This is a genomic window from Hyalangium sp., assembly GCF_035629615.1.
GTDB lineage: Bacteria > Myxococcota > Myxococcia > Myxococcales > Myxococcaceae > Hyalangium.
The window spans coordinates 14,836-32,982 of record NZ_DASPHO010000598.1 but is presented as its reverse complement, the minus strand read 5'-3'; the positions used below and the strand labels follow the sequence as shown (position 1 = coordinate 32,982).

The 18,147-nt window shown below is 69.0% G+C and carries 14 protein-coding genes; 9 read left to right on the top strand and 5 right to left on the bottom strand.

Annotated features, from left to right (window positions below; genetic code table 11):
* On the bottom strand, positions 1-1,992 hold a 1,992-nt coding region (locus tag VD972_RS30210; protein WP_324992235.1), incomplete at its 3' end, for a UvrD-helicase domain-containing protein.
* A 163-nt stretch (positions 1,993-2,155) separates the two neighbouring features.
* Between VD972_RS30210 and VD972_RS30205 the strand changes: the two genes are divergently transcribed.
* From VD972_RS30205 to VD972_RS30175, 7 genes are all read left to right on the top strand, one after another.
* A complete protein-coding gene (locus tag VD972_RS30205; RefSeq protein ID WP_324992234.1) occupies positions 2,156-4,351 on the top strand; it encodes a kinesin in 2,196 nt (731 codons plus the stop codon).
* Positions 4,352-4,505: 154 nt separating this feature from the next.
* Positions 4,506-6,452, top strand: coding sequence for a CARDB domain-containing protein (locus VD972_RS30200; protein ID WP_324992233.1), 1,947 nt, complete (start codon positions 4,506-4,508; stop codon positions 6,450-6,452).
* 45 nt (positions 6,453-6,497) lie between these two features.
* Complete coding sequence (locus tag VD972_RS30195) at positions 6,498-9,239, top strand: M1 family metallopeptidase (protein ID WP_324992232.1); 2,742 nt, start codon at positions 6,498-6,500, stop codon at positions 9,237-9,239.
* A 27-nt stretch (positions 9,240-9,266) separates the two neighbouring features.
* Positions 9,267-9,398: a hypothetical protein gene (locus VD972_RS30190; protein ID WP_324992231.1), complete on the top strand. Its 132-nt coding sequence runs from the start codon at positions 9,267-9,269 to the stop codon at positions 9,396-9,398.
* A 190-nt stretch (positions 9,399-9,588) separates the two neighbouring features.
* Positions 9,589-9,849: a GlsB/YeaQ/YmgE family stress response membrane protein gene (locus VD972_RS30185; RefSeq protein WP_324992230.1), complete on the top strand. Its 261-nt coding sequence runs from the start codon at positions 9,589-9,591 to the stop codon at positions 9,847-9,849.
* 172 nt (positions 9,850-10,021) lie between these two features.
* Positions 10,022-10,867 (top strand): FKBP-type peptidyl-prolyl cis-trans isomerase, encoded by an 846-nt coding sequence (locus tag VD972_RS30180; RefSeq protein WP_324992229.1) that lies wholly within the window; start codon positions 10,022-10,024, stop codon positions 10,865-10,867.
* A 149-nt stretch (positions 10,868-11,016) separates the two neighbouring features.
* Complete coding sequence (locus VD972_RS30175; protein ID WP_324992228.1) at positions 11,017-11,484, top strand: hypothetical protein; 468 nt, start codon at positions 11,017-11,019, stop codon at positions 11,482-11,484.
* Positions 11,485-11,496: 12 nt separating this feature from the next.
* Here the strand turns inward: VD972_RS30175 and VD972_RS30170 are convergent, their stop codons facing one another.
* Positions 11,497-15,015: a serine/threonine-protein kinase gene (locus VD972_RS30170; protein WP_324992227.1), complete on the bottom strand. Its 3,519-nt coding sequence runs from the start codon at positions 15,013-15,015 to the stop codon at positions 11,497-11,499.
* A gap of 166 nt (positions 15,016-15,181) precedes the next feature.
* On the opposite strand from VD972_RS30170, the gene VD972_RS30165 reads away from it, so the two are divergent.
* Together VD972_RS30165 and VD972_RS30160 are read left to right on the top strand one after the other, a co-directional pair.
* Positions 15,182-15,538, top strand: a complete 357-nt coding sequence (locus VD972_RS30165) for a glutaredoxin (protein ID WP_324992226.1) — start codon at positions 15,182-15,184, stop codon at positions 15,536-15,538.
* 283 nt (positions 15,539-15,821) lie between these two features.
* A complete protein-coding gene (locus VD972_RS30160) occupies positions 15,822-16,868 on the top strand; it encodes a tetratricopeptide repeat protein (RefSeq protein WP_324992225.1) in 1,047 nt (348 codons plus the stop codon).
* A gap of 63 nt (positions 16,869-16,931) precedes the next feature.
* Here VD972_RS30160 and VD972_RS30155 read toward each other — a convergent pair whose 3' ends face one another.
* Genes VD972_RS30155 through VD972_RS30145 form a run of 3 tightly spaced genes read right to left on the bottom strand, consistent with a single transcriptional unit; the run spans position 16,932 to position 18,132 of the window.
* Positions 16,932-17,315: a hypothetical protein gene (locus tag VD972_RS30155; protein WP_324992224.1), complete on the bottom strand. Its 384-nt coding sequence runs from the start codon at positions 17,313-17,315 to the stop codon at positions 16,932-16,934.
* A gap of 23 nt (positions 17,316-17,338) precedes the next feature.
* The gene (locus VD972_RS30150) at positions 17,339-17,833 is read right to left on the bottom strand and encodes a hypothetical protein (RefSeq protein WP_324992223.1); all 495 of its coding nucleotides are present in this window, start codon (positions 17,831-17,833) and stop codon (positions 17,339-17,341) included.
* Positions 17,830-18,132: a hypothetical protein gene (locus VD972_RS30145; protein ID WP_324992222.1), complete on the bottom strand. Its 303-nt coding sequence runs from the start codon at positions 18,130-18,132 to the stop codon at positions 17,830-17,832. The genes VD972_RS30150 and VD972_RS30145 overlap by 4 nt, the downstream gene beginning before the upstream one ends.
* Positions 18,133-18,147 lie beyond the last annotated feature (15 nt).

The window sequence follows — 18,147 nt, the reverse complement described above, 5'->3', positions numbered from 1 at the left end:
CTGCGGCCAGGCTCGCGCCGTGACGTCCGGGAGGATGACGTAGTCGAACTCCAGGCCCTTGATGCTCTCCACATCCGTGACGTCCACGCCCGGCTCGAACGAGAAGTCTCCCTCCAGCACCAGGCGCACGGCGGGCATGTCGTCCACCACCTTGTGGAAGGCCTTCGCCGTCTCGGGAGTGCTGGCGATGACGGCCACCGAGGCGCGGGGCTCCCGGTCGAGCAGGTCCTTCAGCGCATCCCGGACGAACAGCCACGCCTGCGCCTCCTCCGGGAAGTGGTGGAAGCCTACCGGGACACCCTCGCGAGCGTTCCTTGGCGGAGACTCGGGCGCCAGGGAGCCCAGCACGTGCCGCGCCAGCTCGATGACGGGCCGAGGGCAGCGGTAGGAGACCGAGAGGCGCACCGTCGCCGCGTCCTTCACCCCCAGCTCCGCGAGGGCGGCGGGCCAGCCGGCGAAGCTCGTCGTGGTCTGCTGCAGCTCGTCGCCCGCCAGCGTGCAGCTTCGCGTCTTGCCGAGCTGCTGGGCCACCACGGCCAGCTCGAAGAGCGAGAAGTCCTCCGCCTCGTCGAGGACGGCGTGCGCCAGGGGATCCGCGCCGAGGTGCCCGTGCCTCAACTTGAGGAAGAGCAGCAGCGACAGGTCCTCCACATCCACCGTGCCCGCGAGCTCGTCCGGCGTGGAGTCCTCCACGGAGAGCCCGTCGATGGTCGCCAGCGCCTCCGGGTGGTAGCCCTCCAGCTCCTTCGCGAGCGGGGTGGCGAGCTGGAGCATTGTGTGCCGCACGGTGTCGTCGATGGCCGGGGTGGGCAGGTCTCCCTTCGAGGCCGCTACTACCTCGGCCAGCAGCGTCCGGTCCGTGAGCACCTCCGCGAGCCGCTTGCGCAGGCGCTTGAAGGACGGATCCGCCATCTTCCGCTTCCCGAGCTGGCGCTCCAGCACCGGCCGCAGCGCTGGGTGACGCTTGAGCCGTGAGGTGAGCGCGGGCTTGTCCGAGGAGAGCGCGATGGACTTCAGCCCGAACGCCGTGCAGGCGGTGGCGTAGGCCCAGGCGTCCAGCGTCTCCACGGAGACGTTGCGCAGCTCCAGCGGCGCGAGCAGGCGCTTGGACAGGCGCGCCAGGCCCTCCTCGGGGACGAGCACCTTCATCTTCGAGGGGGCCGAGGCCGCACGCAGCTCGAAGGTCAGCTTCGCCAGCCGGTGCAGGGCCACGGTGGTCTTCCCACTGCCCGCGCTGCCCAGCACGAGAAGGGGTTGATCCGCGGCCGTCTGGAGGGCCTCGAACTGCTCGGCATCCAGCTGTGCGGTGACGTCGAAGCGGGCCGCGCGCCCGTCCTCGCCGGTGCCTACGCCGAGACTGCCCGCGCGCACCGCCGTCCCCGCTCCGCCCGAGAGAACGGCCGTGGCGCCCACCTCGCGCCACGGGCCCTGGGCTGTCCGCTCCAGGTGGAGGGCCCCGGCGCGGATGCGGGTCAGCACGCCGCGCTCGATGACCACCAGCCGCCGGGCCTCGACGACGCCCTCGGAGAGCCGATCGCCGAACCACTCCTCGTAGTCGTCACCCTCCTCGTAGCTGTAGAAGACGCGGGCGACGGGGGCATAGCGCCAGTCGATGATGCGCACGCCCGCCTCCGAGTCCGTGAAGGTAGTGCGCCCCAGCAGGTACTCCTGAGAGGTGCCCTCGTGCCGCCTCAGGCGCAGGTGGGCGAAGTAGGGTGTGTGGGGCTCGGGCAGCTTCGCCACCGCATCCCGCTCGAGGACCGCGCGCGTGGTGTCCAGCTGCTGGAACAGGGAGGGCAGATCGCTCTCGACGGCGGTAGACGCCTCGTCGCGCAGCTCCGTGAGCCGCTCGAGCAGTGCGCCGCGGGCCTGGCCCTTGAGCGACTGCTGGCGTGCCGTCTGGAGCGCGGAGAGCACACGTCGGAGCAACGCCTCCTCTTCGGCGATGAGGGCCTGAGCCTGCGCGGAGAGTGCTTCCTTCGGCTCGTTCATGGAGAACCTCGCGCGCGCAAGGTGAACCTCGGTAACTGATTGGTCAACCCCTTGTATTTCCAAGGGGATTTGGTACTTTATTCATGCAGGTCTTGAAGCCGCAGCTGCAAGAACCACACACCGCGTGAATCACTCCGTGAGTTGTGCTTGCTTGCGCGCGCTCATGCCCACCCCGCTCGTGTACCGCCGCTATGGCGGCTCTCTCCAGGTCGACATTCCCCACTTCGAGGCGCTCGTCGAGGCCATCCACATCCCCGAGACGCAGTGGATGGCGACCGCGTGCCCCGTCGAGGGGCTCCAGTGCGATCCGCGCTTCCTGTCCTTCATGGACACGGACGAGAACGGACGCATCCGCGTGGCCGAGGTCCGCGACGCCGTCCAGCACACCGCGAAGCTCCTCCAGTCCCGCAAGGGCGTGGACGCCCGGAGCGAGGTGCTCGAGCTCGAGGCGCTCTCGCCCGAGGGCGTGAAGATCAAGGCTGCCGCGCTGCGCATCCTGGGGGCGCTGAAGGCTCCGGACACCGCCCGCATCTCGCTGGAGCAGGTGCGTGCCAGCGAGAAGGTGCTGCGAGACGCGGGCATCAACGGCGATGGCATCGTCGCGCCCCCGTTCCTCCCCGAGAAGGTGCGCGGCCTGGCCTCTCGCATCATGGCCGCGTTCCCCGAGGTGAAGAACCGCGCGGGCCTGGCGGGAATCGATCCGCCGATGCTCCAGCGCTTCCGCGAGGCTCGGACTGCCCTCCTTGCCCACGTGGGCCAGAAGGCCGCTGTCCACGTCTGGGGTGAGCCGAGCCTGGCGCGCGCCCAGCGCATCCGCGAGGTGAGGCCGCTGCTGGATGCGTACTTCCTCCAGTGCCGACTGGTGGCCGCTCAGCCCGAGGCCGCCGCCAGCCTCAAGCTGCCCGCGGGTCGCGTCGAAGGTGCGCTGGGAGACACCGCCGCGCTGGAGAAGGCCGCCACCGCGCTCCCCATCGCTCTGGCGGATCCCACCGGCGTGCTCACCTGGGCCCGGCTGTACCGGGGGCCTGCCTTCGAGGCGCTGGAGGCGTTTCGCGGTGACGCGGAGAAGCTGAGCGACGCGGACTGGAAGGAGCTGTCCGCCAAGGCCGATGCCGTGCTGGCATGGCAGGCCGCGTTCGATGCCAACCCCGTGCGCGGCATGCTGGACGGGCTGCCCGCTGTCTCCGATGCGGACCTGGAGGCCATCGAGGCCACCTGCAAGGTGGACCTGGCCCTCAAGGAGGAGCTGGACGCCATCACCGCGCTGGAGCGCCTCCTCCTCTACCAGCGCTGGCTGCTGACGTTCGCCAACAACTTCATCAGCATGCCGGACCTCTACGCCGCCCAGAAGCGCGCGATCTTCGAGAAGGGGACGCTCATCCTCGGAGGACGGAAGTACACGCTCGCGGTGCTGGCCCATCCCCGCGCCTCCCACGCCGCCCTCACGAGCCAGGGCACCACCTGCATCCTCTATATCCACGTGACGCCCAGGGATGGCGGGGCGGGCTACGAGGTGGCCGTGCCCGTCACGCGCGGGCGCAGCTCCAACCTCGAGGTGGGCAAGCGCGGAATCTTCTACGACGTCGACGGCAAGGAGTACGACGCCCGCGTCACCGAGGTCGTCCGCCAGCCCGTCTCGCTCTGGGAAGCGATGATCATGCCGTTCCAGCGCATCGGCTCGTTCATCTCCTCGAAGGCGGAGGTGTTCGCGGCCTCGGGAGACAAGGCCTTCTCGGAGCGGTTGGATCAGGGCTATGCGAGCACCACCGCCGTGGTCTCCACCGCCGTTGCCGCTCCCCCGCCCGCTCCCACCGCGGCTCCAGCGCAGGGGGGAGGCGCGGCGGGACTCATCGCCGCGGGTGGCATTGCGTTCGCGGCCGTGGGCTCGGCGCTCGCCTTCATCGTGGGACAGGTGAAGTCGCTCACGCTGGTGGATGTCCTCTCGGCAGCCATCATCATCGCGGCCATCGTCATGCTGCCCGCGGGGCTGTTCGGGTGGCTGAAGCTGCGGCGGCGCAACCTCGCGCTGCTGCTCGAGGGCTCCGGCTGGGCGCTCAATGACCGGCTCAAGCTCACGCGAGGGCTGGCCGCGCTCGTCACCCGCAAGCCACGGCTGCCCAAGGAGGCCCGGGTGGACCTCGTGGATCCCCTCCGCTCGACCGTGGCCGGCCTGGATGATGAAGAGGAGGAGGGGACCTCGCTCGGCGTGAAGCTGCTGGTGGCCCTGGTCATCCTCTCCGTGCTGCTCTGGCAGGTGCGCGTGCCCATTGCCCGGTTCGCGTGCGGCCACGAGTGGCTGTCCCCCGAGGCGTGCGGCGCGCTGCTGCCCTCGGAGCCTCCTGGTGGCAGAGGTGGGTGATTATCTGACCCGGCTGGATTAACAGTTTCGCCGTAGAAAGATATTTAAGATGGATTTCCAGAGAAGGATGGTCCAGAGTTTCACCTCAGCGGATAAATGAAGCACCCCTGTGTAGTCCATCCTTATAGGGGTGCCTTCCGCTGGGAGGACGTTCATGAGGGCCACGCGTCAACAGGGGTGGTGGATGTCCCTGCTGATGGCCAGCGCTGCGGCGGCGGGGTGCTCGCGCGGCAGCGTGGGTCCGGCGGAGCTCTTCCTGGACTCGGTGGTGAGCGCGGTCGCCACGGCCGGGAAGCCGGACCTGTGGGTGTCTTCTGTGTCCGGGCCCGCCAGCGCCACCTCGGGCAGCGGCTACTTCGTCACGGTGATGGCGTGCAACCAGGGCACGGGCCGGGTGAGCTCCCAGGTGAAGCTCTATCTGTCCGAGGACTTGAGCATCAGCTCCGAGGACACCCTGGTGGGCAGCGCGTCGACGGGGCTCCTGCACTCGAAGCAGTGCACCCCGCTGCACCTGCAGACCCGCGGCTCCGTCCAGGTCTCTCACGGGCTCTGGTTCCTGGGCGCCGTCATCGACTCCGAGAACTCCGTGAGCGAGGTGTCCGAGACGAACAACAGCCGCGTCGGCACTCGGATGGCCATCGGCTCCGGCGCGGACCTCGTCGTCGCTCGGGTGAGCGCGCCCACCAGCGTCAATCCCGCCGCTCGCTTCGAGACGGCGGTTCAGGTGTGCAACTCGGGCAATGCCAGCGCCTCGGCTGACGTCGAGATCTTCCTCTCGGAGGATGCGGTCATCACCGCCGAGGATGTGAAGGTGGGCGGCAGCTCCACGGGCCTGCTGCGCGAGGGCCAGTGCACGACCTTGGAGATTCCTTCTTCGGCGGGTGCTCCTCGCGGCCGGTGGTACGTGGGCGCCTGGGTGGATGGCGCCAATGCCGTGACGGAGCTGGTGGAGAGCAACAACACGCGGCTGGGTGAGCGCGCGGTCGTGGATGATGGGCCGGACTTCTCCCTGGCCTCGGTGAGCGGACCGGCCCACCTGCCGAGCGGCTCCTCTGAGCCCATGACGCTCACCGCCACCGTCTGCAACCAGGGCAACGTGGCGGCCTCGACGCGCGTGGAGGCCTGGCTCTCGGCGGACTCGCTTCTGACGGAGGGGGACGTCCTCGTGGGCAGCGCTCCCGTCGAGGAGCTGGCGCCCGGCCAGTGCGCTCCCGTCAGCATCCGCGGCGCCGCGAGCGTGAGCAGCGGGCTCTGGCACCTGACGGCGTGGGTGGATCGCGCCAGCGCGGTGGCAGAGCGGGTGGAGAGCAACAACACCCTGTTCGGCAGCCGGTTGCCCGCGGGCAGCGCGCCGGACCTGGTCGTCTCCGAGGTGAGTGGCCCTGGCAGCGTGGCCGTCTCGCAGCCGGTGCATGCCACCGCCACGGTGTGCAATCAGGGCACCTCGGCCAGCTCCGCGGCCACCGTGGCCTTCTTCCTGTCGCTGGATGCGTCCATCACCTCCGTGGATGCGCTGGTGGGCAGCGCGCCCGTGCCCGAGCTGCAGGCTGGAGCGTGCGCGCCGGTGGAGCTGACGGGGCTGGCTCAGGTGGAGGAGGGCTCGTGGTACGTGGGCGCCTCCGTCGATGGCGACAACCGCGTGGTGGAGCTGTCGGAGAGCAACAACACTCGCGCTGGCCGAGTCCTCGGTGTCGGTGACGACGCGGACCTGTACGTGTCCAGCATCTCCGGGCCCGAGCACCTGTCCGATGTGCAGGCCTTCACGGGCCAGGTGACGGTGTGCAACCAGGGCACGCGGACCACTCGCGAGAGCGCCCGCGTGGGCCTCTTCCTCTCGACCGATGCGTCCATCACGGCCGCGGACCTCCTCATCGGTGACGTGAGCCTCTCTCCGCTGGGGGTGGGCGAGTGCACCACCGTCTCCGTGCCCGGCGGCGCGCGGCTCCCGGCGGGCACCTGGTACCTGGGCGCCATCGCCGACCTGGATGGCCGTGAGCCCGAGCTGCTCAAGGACAACAACATCCTGGCGGGCGGCTCGGTGGCCGTCAGTGCCACGATCGCGGCCCTGGGCGCTCCGGCCCACATCCAGTCGGCCAACTGAGCGAAGCTTCGCGGCACCTGGGGCGCTGGGATACAACGCGCCCTCATGATGACGCTCCCTCCGCTCCGGCCGGTCGTGTGGGTCCTCGTGCCCCTGCTGTGCGCCGCCTGTGCCACCACCGCGCCCACCACCGCACCCACCTCCGAGCCCTCGACTCCTATCGCGGAGGCGGCTCCTGCCCGGACCGAGCCACTCACCGCTCCCACGCCTCCCGAGCTGCGCCTCCCGAAGACCGCGCGTCCCCTGCGCTACGCCGCTGAGCTCACCGTCATCCCCACCCAGGACTCCTTTCAGGGGAAGATCGACATCGATCTGGAGGTGACCGAGGCCACCTCGCTCCTCTGGCTCAACGCCACCGAGCTCAAGGTCTCCTCCGCTCAGCTCTCTCTCGGCGGTACCACCCTGGCCGCGCGCGTCGTGCCTGGAGACAGGGACTTCGTGGGCTTTGCCTTCGAGCGCCCCATCGGGCCAGGGCTCGCACGCCTCTCGATCTCCTACGAGGGCCTCATCGACAAGGAGCGCACCCGCGGCCTCTACCGTGAGCAGGAGAAGGAGGCCTGGTACGCCTACACCCTCTTCCAGCCCGTGGACGCCCGGCGCGTCTTCCCCTGCTTCGATGAGCCCGAGTTCAAGGTGCCCTGGCGCCTCCGTCTGCGTGTGCGCGCCGGGGACGTGGCGCTCGCCAATACTCCCGTCGAGTCCCAGGGCGCTCCACTCGCGGATGGCACAAAGGTTGTCACCTTCGCCGAGACGAAGCCGCTGCCCAGCTACCTCATTGCCTTCGTCGTCGGCCCCTTCGAGGTGGTGGATGCCGGCACCTTCGGCCGGAGCCAGACGCCGCTGCGCTTCATCCTCCCCCAGGGCCGCCGCGGCGAGCTGGGCTATGCCCTCAAGGTGACGCCGCGCCTCGTCACTGCGCTCGAGGACTACTTCGACATGGCGTACCCCTTCGGCAAGCTCGACGTCGCCGTGGTGCCGCGCTACCAGGGGACGTTGGAGCACCCAGGCCTGGTGGCGCTCGGGCAGCCGCTCACGCTCATTCCTCCAAAGGAGGAGACACTCCCGCGCCAGCAGATGTACGCCCGCATCGCCATCCACGAGCTGGCCCACTACTGGTTCGGCGACTACGTCACCATGGCCTGGTGGGACGAGCTCTGGCTCAACGAGTCCTCGGCCACCTGGCTCGAGGCGAAGCTCATCGATCGGCTGGAGCCCTCGTGGAAGGAGCAGCAGGACCGGCTGTGGGAGCACCTCTCCGCCCTCTCCACGGATGGGCTCGCCTCCTCCCGCCCCATGCGCCAGCCGCTCACCTCGCGCACCGACTTCGAGAGCGCGTTTGACAACAGCATCACCTACTTCAAGGGCTCGGCCGTGCTCGGCATGTTCGAGTCCTGGCTGGGAGAGGAGACCTTCCAGCGGGGCATCCGGCGCTTCATGCACAAGCACGCCTGGAGCACCGCCACCTCCGCGGATCTGCTCGCCGCGCTCAGCGCCGAGTCCGGGCGCGATGTGGCCACTGCGATGAGCACCTTCATCGATCAGCCCGGAGCCCCGCTCGTCTCCGTGGAGCTGGAGTGCGCCCCAGGCAAACCCCCGCGCCTGAAGCTCGCACAGGCCCGCTTCTTCGCCAGCCCGCCGAAGAGTGCGCCGCCCGCTCAGCGGTGGTACATCCCCCTCTGCGTCCGCTATGGCGGGGCGGGGCCGCAGGGCCGCGCCTGCACCTTGCTCACCGAGCCTGAGGGGGAGCTCGTGCTCTCCGAGGCCAAGGCCTGCCCCGCCTGGATTGCCGCCAACGAGGAGGCGCGAGGCTACTACCGCGTGGCCTACAGCGAGCCGCTTCGCCAGAAGCTCGTGAAGGCGGACCTGAAGCCGCTCACACCCCGCGAGCGCGGTGCCTTCCTCGCGGATCTGCGGGTGTTCGCCAGCACGGGCCGGCTCCCCATCGGCGAGGCGCTCGCCATGCTGCCCAAGCTGCTGAGAGAGCAGGACCGTGCCTCCACCGAGGCGGGACTGGCCATGCTGGGCCTCCTTCGCCCCGTTGATCTGCCGGACGAGTGGCTTCCCCACTACCAGCGCCTCGTGCACGCGCTGGTGGTGCCACGGGCTCGCGCGCTGGGCTGGCGGCCGCGCCCAGGAGAAGACGAGGACACGCGGAGGATGCGGAACATGCTCGTCGGCACGGCCGCCATCAGTGGAAGGGATGCCGCGCTCCTCGCCGAGGCTCGTGAGCTGGCCAAGGCGTGGCTGAAGGACCCCTCGGCCGTGGCTCCAGACAGCGTGGACGCGGTGCTCTTCGTCGCCGCCTTTGCCAGTGACCGGGCCTTCTTCGACGCCGTGTTGAGCCAGGCCAAGAAGGAAGAGCAACCCGAGAAGCGGGGCCTGCTCCTCGCGGTGCTTGGGAGCTTCCGGGACCCAGGGCTCGCGCGGGAGGCGCTGGGGCTCATGGTGGATGGGACGTTCTCACCCCGTGACAGCTTGGGCCTGCTGTTCTCCGCGCTGAACAGGCGGGAGACTCGGGCCGTCGCGTACGCCTTCGTGAAGGAGCACTTCGACATGCTGGCCGAGGGGATGACCGCCATGGAGGCGTCGCAGGTGCTGTTCGGGGTGCCGGGCGTCTTCTGCGACAAGGCCTCACGGGACGATGCCGCGGCGTTCTTCTCCCCGCGCGCGAGCGGTGTGGATGGAGCGCCGCTGGTGCTCGCACGGTCGCTGGAGCGCGTGGACCTGTGTGTCGCCTCGTGGGAGCGCAACAAGGCGGACATCACCGCGTTCCTGCGACGGTATTGAGCAGGGGAAGCCCCCTCGCAGGGAGGCGTGGATGTCTCCCTGCTCGAGGAGAACCTGCAGTTGACTCCCACCGAGCGAATCGAACAGCTACAGCGCATGACCGAGCTCTACGAGACGCTGCGGCCCAAGGGATCAGCCGACGATGCAACGAACCCCTGAACTCCTCCGCCTGTTGCTCGACGCAAGGGTCGAGTTCGTCATCATCGGGGGCGTTGCCGCCATCGCTTATGGGTCTGCTACCTTCACACAGGCGGAGAAGCCCTGAGGAGCTCTTGAAATCAGTGGAGCAACGGGCCGTATAGTCAGGAATTCGCGCGGGCTGCCCCGCGCCCATGAGGAGACGGATACCATGTGGTCACTGCTGAGTTGGATCGTCTTCGGCTTTGTCGTGGGGCTGATCGCCCGCTTCATCATGCCCGGCCATCAGCACATCGGCTTCATCCGCACCACGCTGCTGGGCATCGGAGGCTCCTTCGTGGGCGGCTTCCTCTCCGCGCTCATCTTCGGCGGCAACTGGCGCAACCCCGGCCCCTCCAGCTGGATCGGCGCCATCATCGGCGCCGTCGTGCTGCTGGTCCTCTCCGAGACCGTCTTCTCCCGGCGGCGGTAGTCCCCAGGGCCGGGCGCAGACTTGGGAGGCAGGAAACCTGCCGGCCTGTCGCCTCAGGTGGGGGGGGCAGCCAGGAAGATGGACGGAAAGCGCGAGCCGTGCCCGGTTCTGTAGTAAGTGGCCCCTGCTGGCAGCGGCCATCCGCTGCCCCTACGCAAGGAAAGGCGAAGACATGCGGAAAATCTGGGTATTGGCCTTGGCGCTGGCGGTGGCCGGCTGCCAGAAGCCAGCAGACAACAAAGGCACCGAAGGCACCGCGGGCACCACGGGCGCCAGCGCCGGCGCGGGCTCGCCCGCCAACCCGCAGACCGAGGACCAGAAGACGCTGTACGCGCTGGGACTCTCCATCGGCCGCAGCGTCGGGATGTTCAACCTCACCCCCGAAGAGCTCGAGTTCGTGAAGGCCGGCATCTCCGCCCAGGTGAAGGGCGACAAGGCCCCGGTGGACATCCAGGAGTACGGGCCGAAGATCCAGAGCCTGGCCATGGCCCGCCAGTCCGCCAAGTCGGCCGGTGAGAAGGAGAAGGGCAAGGCCTTCCTGGAGGCGGCCGCCAAGGAGGAGGGCGCGCAGAAGACCGAGTCGGGCCTCATCTACAAGGAGACGCAGGCCGGCACCGGCGCGCAGCCCACCGCCCAGGACGTGGTCAAGGTCCACTACCGGGGCACCCTCACGGACGGCAAGGAGTTCGACAGCTCCTTCAAGCGCGGCGAGCCCGCCACCTTCCCGCTCAACGGCGTCATCCGCTGCTGGACGGAGGGTGTGCAGAAGATGAAGGTGGGCGGCAAGGCCCGGCTGGTGTGCCCGTCGGACATCGCCTACGGCGACCGCGGTGCCCCGCCGGACATCCCGGGCGGTGCCACGCTCATTTTCGAGGTGGAGCTGCTGGACGTCACTCCGGGCATGGCGCCCCCCAACCCGATGATCCCGCAGAACACGCCGGGCTCCCCGCCCCCGGGCAAGTCGGCCACGCCGCCGACGGGCATGGGCTCCAAGGCCCCGCCGCCCCCGACGAAGTAGTCCCTTCGGAGTCCCTTCTGTCGTCGGGTGAGCATCCCGATCCTCCAACAGTCCACACGTGGCACCCGGAGCCCTGACTTCTCTCCGGGTGCCCCTTGGAGGTTGGCGAGGCATTCCTAACTTCCCAGGACGTAAGGGGGAGGGGTGCCATGAGTCTGATCAACGAGTGGACGTTCGGAACCCACAGCGCGCGCTGGGAGGAGCCGGATCTGCTGCGGCTGACCTGGCGAGGGCCTACGCGGGTCGAGGATGTGGACAGCCTGGTGTCCATCGTCCGGACGGTGGCCGCCGAGCGGCCCATCTTCGTCATCTCGGATGTCACCGAGTCCACGATCGACAAGGCCGCGCGGGAGCGGCTCTCCCAGAGCCTCCACGCGCAGTGGTTCCACGGGCTCATCTACGTGGGGGCGGATGCGCTGCAGCGCGCCATCACCAAGGCCATCGTCATTGCTCTCTACCTCACCGGGAAGTGGCGGGTGGACATCGAGTTCGCCGACACGGAGCAGGAGGCGCTTCGGATCGTCTCTCGCATCCGCCGGGCGCGAGGGGTGGAGGCCCCCTCCCGCCGTGAGCACGCCGCGCACCTGGGACTGGAAGAGCCCCAGGCCCAGGCCTGAGGGCCGCGCGTCTCACCGTCGGGCCTGATCCCTCACCCAGGAGCGTAGCGCCGAAGGCTCCAAGGGCAGCTCGTCCCGCCAGCTGCGCACCGTGCCGTCCTGTCCGGCGGACAGCACGTAGCGCCCATCCCGCGAGAAGGCCACGTGAAGAACAGGGCCGTCATGGCCTCTCAGGACTCGGCTCTCGCCGCTCTGCAGATCCCACACGCGGAGGGTGCCGTCCACGCTGGCGGTCGCCAGACGCTGGCCCTCGGGTGAGAAGGCCAGCTCGAGCACGTAGTGGGTGTGGCCTTGGAGGGGCTCCAGGAACTTGCCCGTCTGGAGCTCCCAGCGCCGCACCATGGGGTCTCCCATGCTCGCGATGAAGAGCTCTCGCCCGTCCGGCGAGAAGCGCAGCTCGCGGACGCCAATGGCGCTCAGGTCCAGCCGCTGCCCGGAGTCCGGGGTCAGCGGCAGTTCGGAGCGCGGATCCAGCCGCTGCACCCAGGCCGTGTGGTCCATGCTTCCGGATGCCAGGAAGTGGCCATCAGGCGAGAAGGCCAGGATCGAGATCTCACCCCGATGACGGTACACCCCGTGCTCCGTGCCGCTCGCCAGCTCCCAGAGGCGCAGGGTCCCATCTCTCCCTCCCGAGGCCAGGTGCCGTCCATCCGGCGAGAACGCCAGCGTGCGCACGAGGTCCTTGTGTTGCCCGAGGGCACGCCCCTGGCCCGAGGCTGCGTCCCAGAGCCAGATCGCGCCCGAGACATCTCCCGCGGCCACCCAGGCTCCGTCGGCCGAGAGGGTCAGTGCCTTGATGGGGTGGGCGGGTCCACTGAACTGCTGGAGCCGCCGGCCCCGGTCATCCCAGAGCGTGACCGTGCCGTCCTTCGCCGCGATGACGAGCTTGCTGCCCGCCGGGGGCGCGAAGGCCGCAGTCAGCTCGCTGGGATGAGCTCGCACTTCCTGGGTGGAGCTGTCCTCCAGGCGGGACAGGAGGAGGTGAGCATCCGGCCCGCCGACGGACAGCACGCGCTGCCCGTCAGGCATGACCCCCAGCACGAGCACCTTGTTCAGCATCACCCCTTGGAGCTCCGGCAGGGTCTGGGATTGCAGCTCATGCGGGGCAAGGCCCACGGGAGGCTGTGGCTCGTGTCTCGCCAGGATGCGAGTCGAGCGCTCGTTCACCTCGTGGATGCGGGCCGAGCCGTCATGGCTGGCGGAGACCAGCCGCTGCCCATCGGGAGAGAAGCTCACCGTGCTGATCGCGCCGGTAGCGCCGTGCAGCACGCGACGCAGGTCGGTCCCCAGCTCCCACAGCCGGACCTTGCCATCCCGCCCGCCGGAGGCCAGCCACCGCCCATCCCTGGAGAAGCCCAGCGACGACCACCAGCCGGGGGCGCTCTCGAAGGTCTGCGGGTCGCCGCTCGCCAGCTCCCACAAGAGGACAGGCCCTTTGGCGGCGTGGGCCGCGAGGTAGCGCCCGTCTGGGGAGAACTCGAGGGACTGGATGGAGCCGTGCTTTCCTTCGAGCGTGCGGTGGCGTTGGTCCGGGGCATCCCACAAGAGGACCTGTCCCTGGGTGGTGGCGACCGCGAAGGCATTGCCCCGTGGGGCGACAGCCAGGATGGTGAGGGAGTGTGAGCGGGGGGCGAGGATCCGGCCTGAGCCGCTCTCCACGTCCCACAGCCGCACGGTCTGGTCCCGTGATCCCGCTGACAGCAGGTGCCGCCCGCCGGACAGGAGAAGGACGTCCACCACCTCTCCTTCATGGGTGCCGATCTGCCGGCCCTGACCGGACGTCACGTCCCAGAGCCAGATCTGTCCGGCGGTGTCGCCGGAGTAGATCAGGCGCCCGTCCGGCGAGAAGCGCAGGGCTCCAACGGCGCCGGTAGGACCGGGGAACGAGCGGGAGGTGCCCGTGGCCAGCTCGAGCAGGCGCACCTGCCCGTCCTTGCTGCTGGAGGCCACGTACCGTCCATCCGGCGAGAAGACGCCTCGCCACACTTCATCCTCGTAGCTCTCCAGGATGCGGCCGGTGCCGGAGGCCACGTCCCAGAGGCGGACGGTGTAGTCGTCGCTGGCGGTGACCAGCTGGCGTCCGTCCGGCGAGAAGAGGGCCTGGTTGAGGGCGCCGGTGTGGCCTCGGAGGGTGGTGGGGATGCCCTGCGCCAGCGCGGCCTCCGCCAGCGTGCGAGCCCGGCCCCACTCACTGAAGCCCGGCGACAGCGAGTCCAGCAGGGGGAAGACGCGCTCGGGAGACTGCGCCACCGCCGAGCGGGCCTCCATCACCGTGAGCGAGTCGGCGCGCTGGGTGGCCTTGCGCTCGGCCTCCTCCGCCTCCTTCTGCTTCTGCTCGGCGCGATCCCGCTCCCGATGGAGGCGCTGGTGGTCCAGCACCTCGCTCACCAGGATCGCCGCCAGCGCCACCGTCGAGACGGTGAGGGTGGCCCGGTGCTTGCGGACGAAGCGCAGCAGGCGCTCCCAGGGGGTGTAGCGGTGTGCGTTCACCAGCTGGCCGCGCAGGAAGCGGCGCAGATCCTCGGCCAGCTCGCGAGCGGTGGGGTAGCGCTGTGCCGGCGCGCGCGCCATGGCACGGGAGACGAGGTCCAGCACCTCCTGGGTGAGCCGGGGCTGGAGCCGGGCCAGCGGGGTGGGATCCTCGGAGCGCACGCGCTGGAGGACCTCCTGAGAAGTCGCTCCCAGGTAGGGCGCCCGGCCCGACAGCAGGTGATAGAGGATGGCGCCCAGCGCATACACGTCGGCGCGCTCGTCCACGGGCTCGCCCGCGGCCTGCTCCGGAGGCATATAGGCCGGAGTCCCCAGGATGGTGCCCAGCTGGGTGCGCTCGGGCTCCGGTGAGGCGAAGGGAGCGGGGTCGGCGGCATCCGGTGGAGGCTCCGGCTTGTCGAGCTCCTTGGCGAGCCCCCAGTCGATGACGACAGTCTCACCGAACTCACCGACCAGGATGTTGGAGGGCTTGAGGTCGCGGTGGATGACGCGCTGGGAGTGTGCGTAGGCCATGGCCTCGGCGACGGCGAGCACGTGAGGCAGGGCGGCCAGGCGCTCGTCCAGGGGGCCCATGGACTCGATGAGGCGAGCCAGGGAGCGTCCGGACAAGAGCTTCATGGCGTAGAAGGGCTCGCCGCCGGGCCAGCGTCCGGCCTCGTAGACGGGGACGATGGAGGGGTGCTGGAGGCGAGCGGTGATGCGGGCCTCGCGCAGGAACCTGTCCTCGGTGGAGGGGCCCGGGGCGATGGGCTCCTTGAGCGCGACGATGCGCTCGAGGTGAAGATCCTGGGCGCGGAGGATGCGGCCGTGGCCCCCCTCAGCGACGACGCCCTCCAGCAGGTACCGCTCGCGCGCCACCAGCGGCAGGTTCAAGCCACGCGCCTCGCGCGCCACCCCTCCCTGAGAGGGAGTCTTCGGGTTCGGGTCGAGCGTGACGGCGAACGCATCCGAGGCGGAGGGGACCGCTTCGTTCGAGGGTCGCCGGAGAGTGGAGTCCTCCGCGTCTTGGAGCGGCGGGGAGGACTTGGCGGACTCATCCATTCTTGGGAGCGATCGTAGACCGGGAGCAGGCTTGGCTCCCACTCAGGGTGTAGGGAACCTGCGCAGAATCCTTGCCTGCCCGCGCCTTGAGTAGTGGCCTGTGCGTTGCGGTGACCGCACTGCTAGCTTCCCCGCCCGCGGGTCCACACTGGAAGGAAGGTAGCCCATGGCACGTCTGACACTCTCGCAGGACAAGGTGGCTCCGGCTGTTCATGAGCAGGTCGGCAAGTTCCACCGCGCCATCGTCGAGCACGTGGCCACCACGGTGGCACGTGACAAGGTGGTGGTGGTGGGGATGGCGCAGAACCCGGTGGTGAAGCGGGCGCGCAAGCTGCTGGACGCCGAGGGCATCCCGTTCACGTACATCGAATACGGGAGCTACCTCTCCATGTGGAAGCAGCGCCTGGCCCTCAAGCTGTGGGCGGGTTTCCCGACGTTCCCGATGGTCTTCATCGAGGGGACGCTCATCGGTGGCTTCTCCGATCTGACCGTCCTCAAGGAGCAGGGCAAGCTGCCGAAGTGAGCCATGGCCGTGCGGCTGCTCCCCTCCGCCTGTGCACGTCCACTAAGCAGTCGGTGCTCCAATCATCCACGAGGCAGGCTCCCGGACTTCAAGCGGAGCGGCAGCGACTCATGAGTCAGCCGTCACACCCCTGAAACGTGGCGAGCGTCTCGATGTCGAGGGCGAGTCGTTTTTTTTGAGCCAGCGGGGGCCTCTCCTTTCAAGAAGGTTGGGGCGCTGACACCTTCCATGTCCGCAACGGACTCGGATGAGCGCTCCCAACTCATTCAAGTGGGGGTACCGCATGTCGATGAAGAAGCAGTTGACGCTGGGTGCAGCGCTGGCCATGGCTTGGACGACTCCGGCGCTGGCCGGGCCCAAGGTGCAGATCACCATCTCGGGGGATGTCGAGATCGCCGGCAAGGAGGAGGCTGACGCTGGCGACAAGGCCTTCTCGGCGGGTGACTTGCGGGCCGCCCTGGCCGCCTACGGCGAGGGGTTCGCCGATACCAAGGATCCGGACTTCCTCTATGCCCTGGCCCAGACGCACAAGTCCCTGGGCAACAAGGCCGAGGCCAAGAGCCTCTTCGAGTCCTACCTGGCCGGCGCGGGCGAGCTCAAGTACCGCACCGAGGCCGCGACCGAGGCGGGAGTGAAGGCGGGCAAGGGCCTGGTGGGCGGCGTCGTGGGCGTGGTGGGCGGAGTGGCCAACACCGCGGTGGGCCTGGTGGGCGGCATTGCCGCCAGCGTGTACACGGCGGTGAAGGTGAACGTGGCCGACAAGATGGAGGCCGGCGCCAAGGAGGTGGCCAAGAAGGGCGATGAGGCCTATGCGGCCGGCAAGTTCGCCGAGGCCAAGGCCTTCTATGATCAGGCCTACGAGAAGTCCCAGCAGGGGGTGGCCCTGTTCGCTGAGGGCATGGCCAACGCCCAGGCAGGCAGGGGGGCCGAGGCCCGGGCGGCGCTCGCCGGCTTCCTCGCCAGCGCTCCCAAGGGTGAGCAGGCCGAGCAGGCCCGGCAGATGCTGCTGGCCATGGGGGGCGCGCCCCAGATGATGGCGAAGGGCGTGTCCATCGGCTCGAAGATCGCCAAGGAGGCCAAGGCCGAGGCCACCAGCGGCGACAAGGCCTTCAAGGCCGGGCGCTTCATGGAGGCGGCGAAGTTCTACGGCGAGGCCTTCGCCAAGAAGGCGGATCCCTCCGCCCTCTACGCCCAGGGCATGGCGCAGTACGCCGAGGGGGACGTGAAGGAGGCGGCGGAGACCTTCAAGAGCTACCTGGCCTCCAGCGGGAAGCTGGAGTTCAAGGCCCAGGTCGAGGCGGCCCTCGCGGCCACCGCGCACGCCGAGTAGGCACCCTGAAACACAAAAGGCCCGGTCTCCACAGAGGAGACCGGGCCTTCTTACTTCAACCTCTCACAGGCTCTGGCAGTTGCCCGTGGCCGTGTCGCACTGGCGTCCGAAGGTGCAGTCCACATCGCTCGTGCACTTGGGCGCGCAGATCTTCTCCGCGCTGGTGCAGATGATGTTCTCGTCTCCGTCGCACAGCTCGGTGCCCTGGCACTCGCAGAACATCCGCGCGGCGCTCACGCCCGTGCAGGACTTGGCGGTGTCGGGGCAGTCCGTGGGCGACTCGCAGCTCTTGACGCACACCTTGGCGAGCGGGTGACAGAGAGAGTCGTCAGGACAGAACTCGTCCGCGGTACAGCTCTTGAGCTCATCCGACTGCAATACAGAGCAGCCGGCCAGGGCGAACCCACTCACGAGGGCCCCCAGGCAGAGCAGCGTCTTCAGGCTCATGCGTATTCCTTCCATGGGTAGAGCTACTGGGAGTCGGGACAGCCCAGGTAGTAGTCGCGCATCGGCTTGCAGAACTCGGCGGTGAACTCCCCTTGCACTTGTCCCAGCGGGAGCGTCAGGTTGAAGGTGCCACCGAACTCTTTCTCGTCTTCGGACTGGTCCACCTCGAGCTGGCCGCTGGACGCTGGGCCCGACAGGACCCGGACGCCCTGGAAGTCGAGCCAGCGTGCGGAGAGATCGCCGCCCACGGTCCGCGTGCCCTGCTCGAAGCTCGGGGTGCGGAACACCAGCGAGGTGCCCAGATGCGGCTGCGGCAGGCAGGCCAGCCCATCGAACTGGCTGCAGGCGTCGCCCTGGTCGCTGATGACGGCGACGGTGAACTCGTTGCCCGGGATGGGCACGCGAGCGAAGAGGATGGACTTGGGCTCGAGCTCGTGACCGTCGTAGGTCAGCGTCTCGGTCTTGTGGCCTCCACAGGCCAGAAGTCCCAGCGGTGCGAGCAACAGGAGGCGTTTCATCGGTCTTTCCCCGGAGGCTGGTGGCCCGTCAGACAGACCGGCTGGCCATAGGCCGTGATGCAGTCACTGCTCGACGGGCAGCCACTGGCGAGGCAGTCGGTGCTCCCGCCGGTGACGGTGCCGCCGTCGGGTTCGATATGCGTCCCCTTGTCCACACACAGCCCCTGGCGGACATCGCACTTCATGTCCTCGGTGCAGTGCTCGTCCGTCTCGCAACGGATGAGGGGGGGGGAACAGCTCACGGCGGTGAGCGCGGTGAACACCACCGCGGCGATACAGAGAGAGGTGCGTAGAGACATGTCGATGCTCGGAGC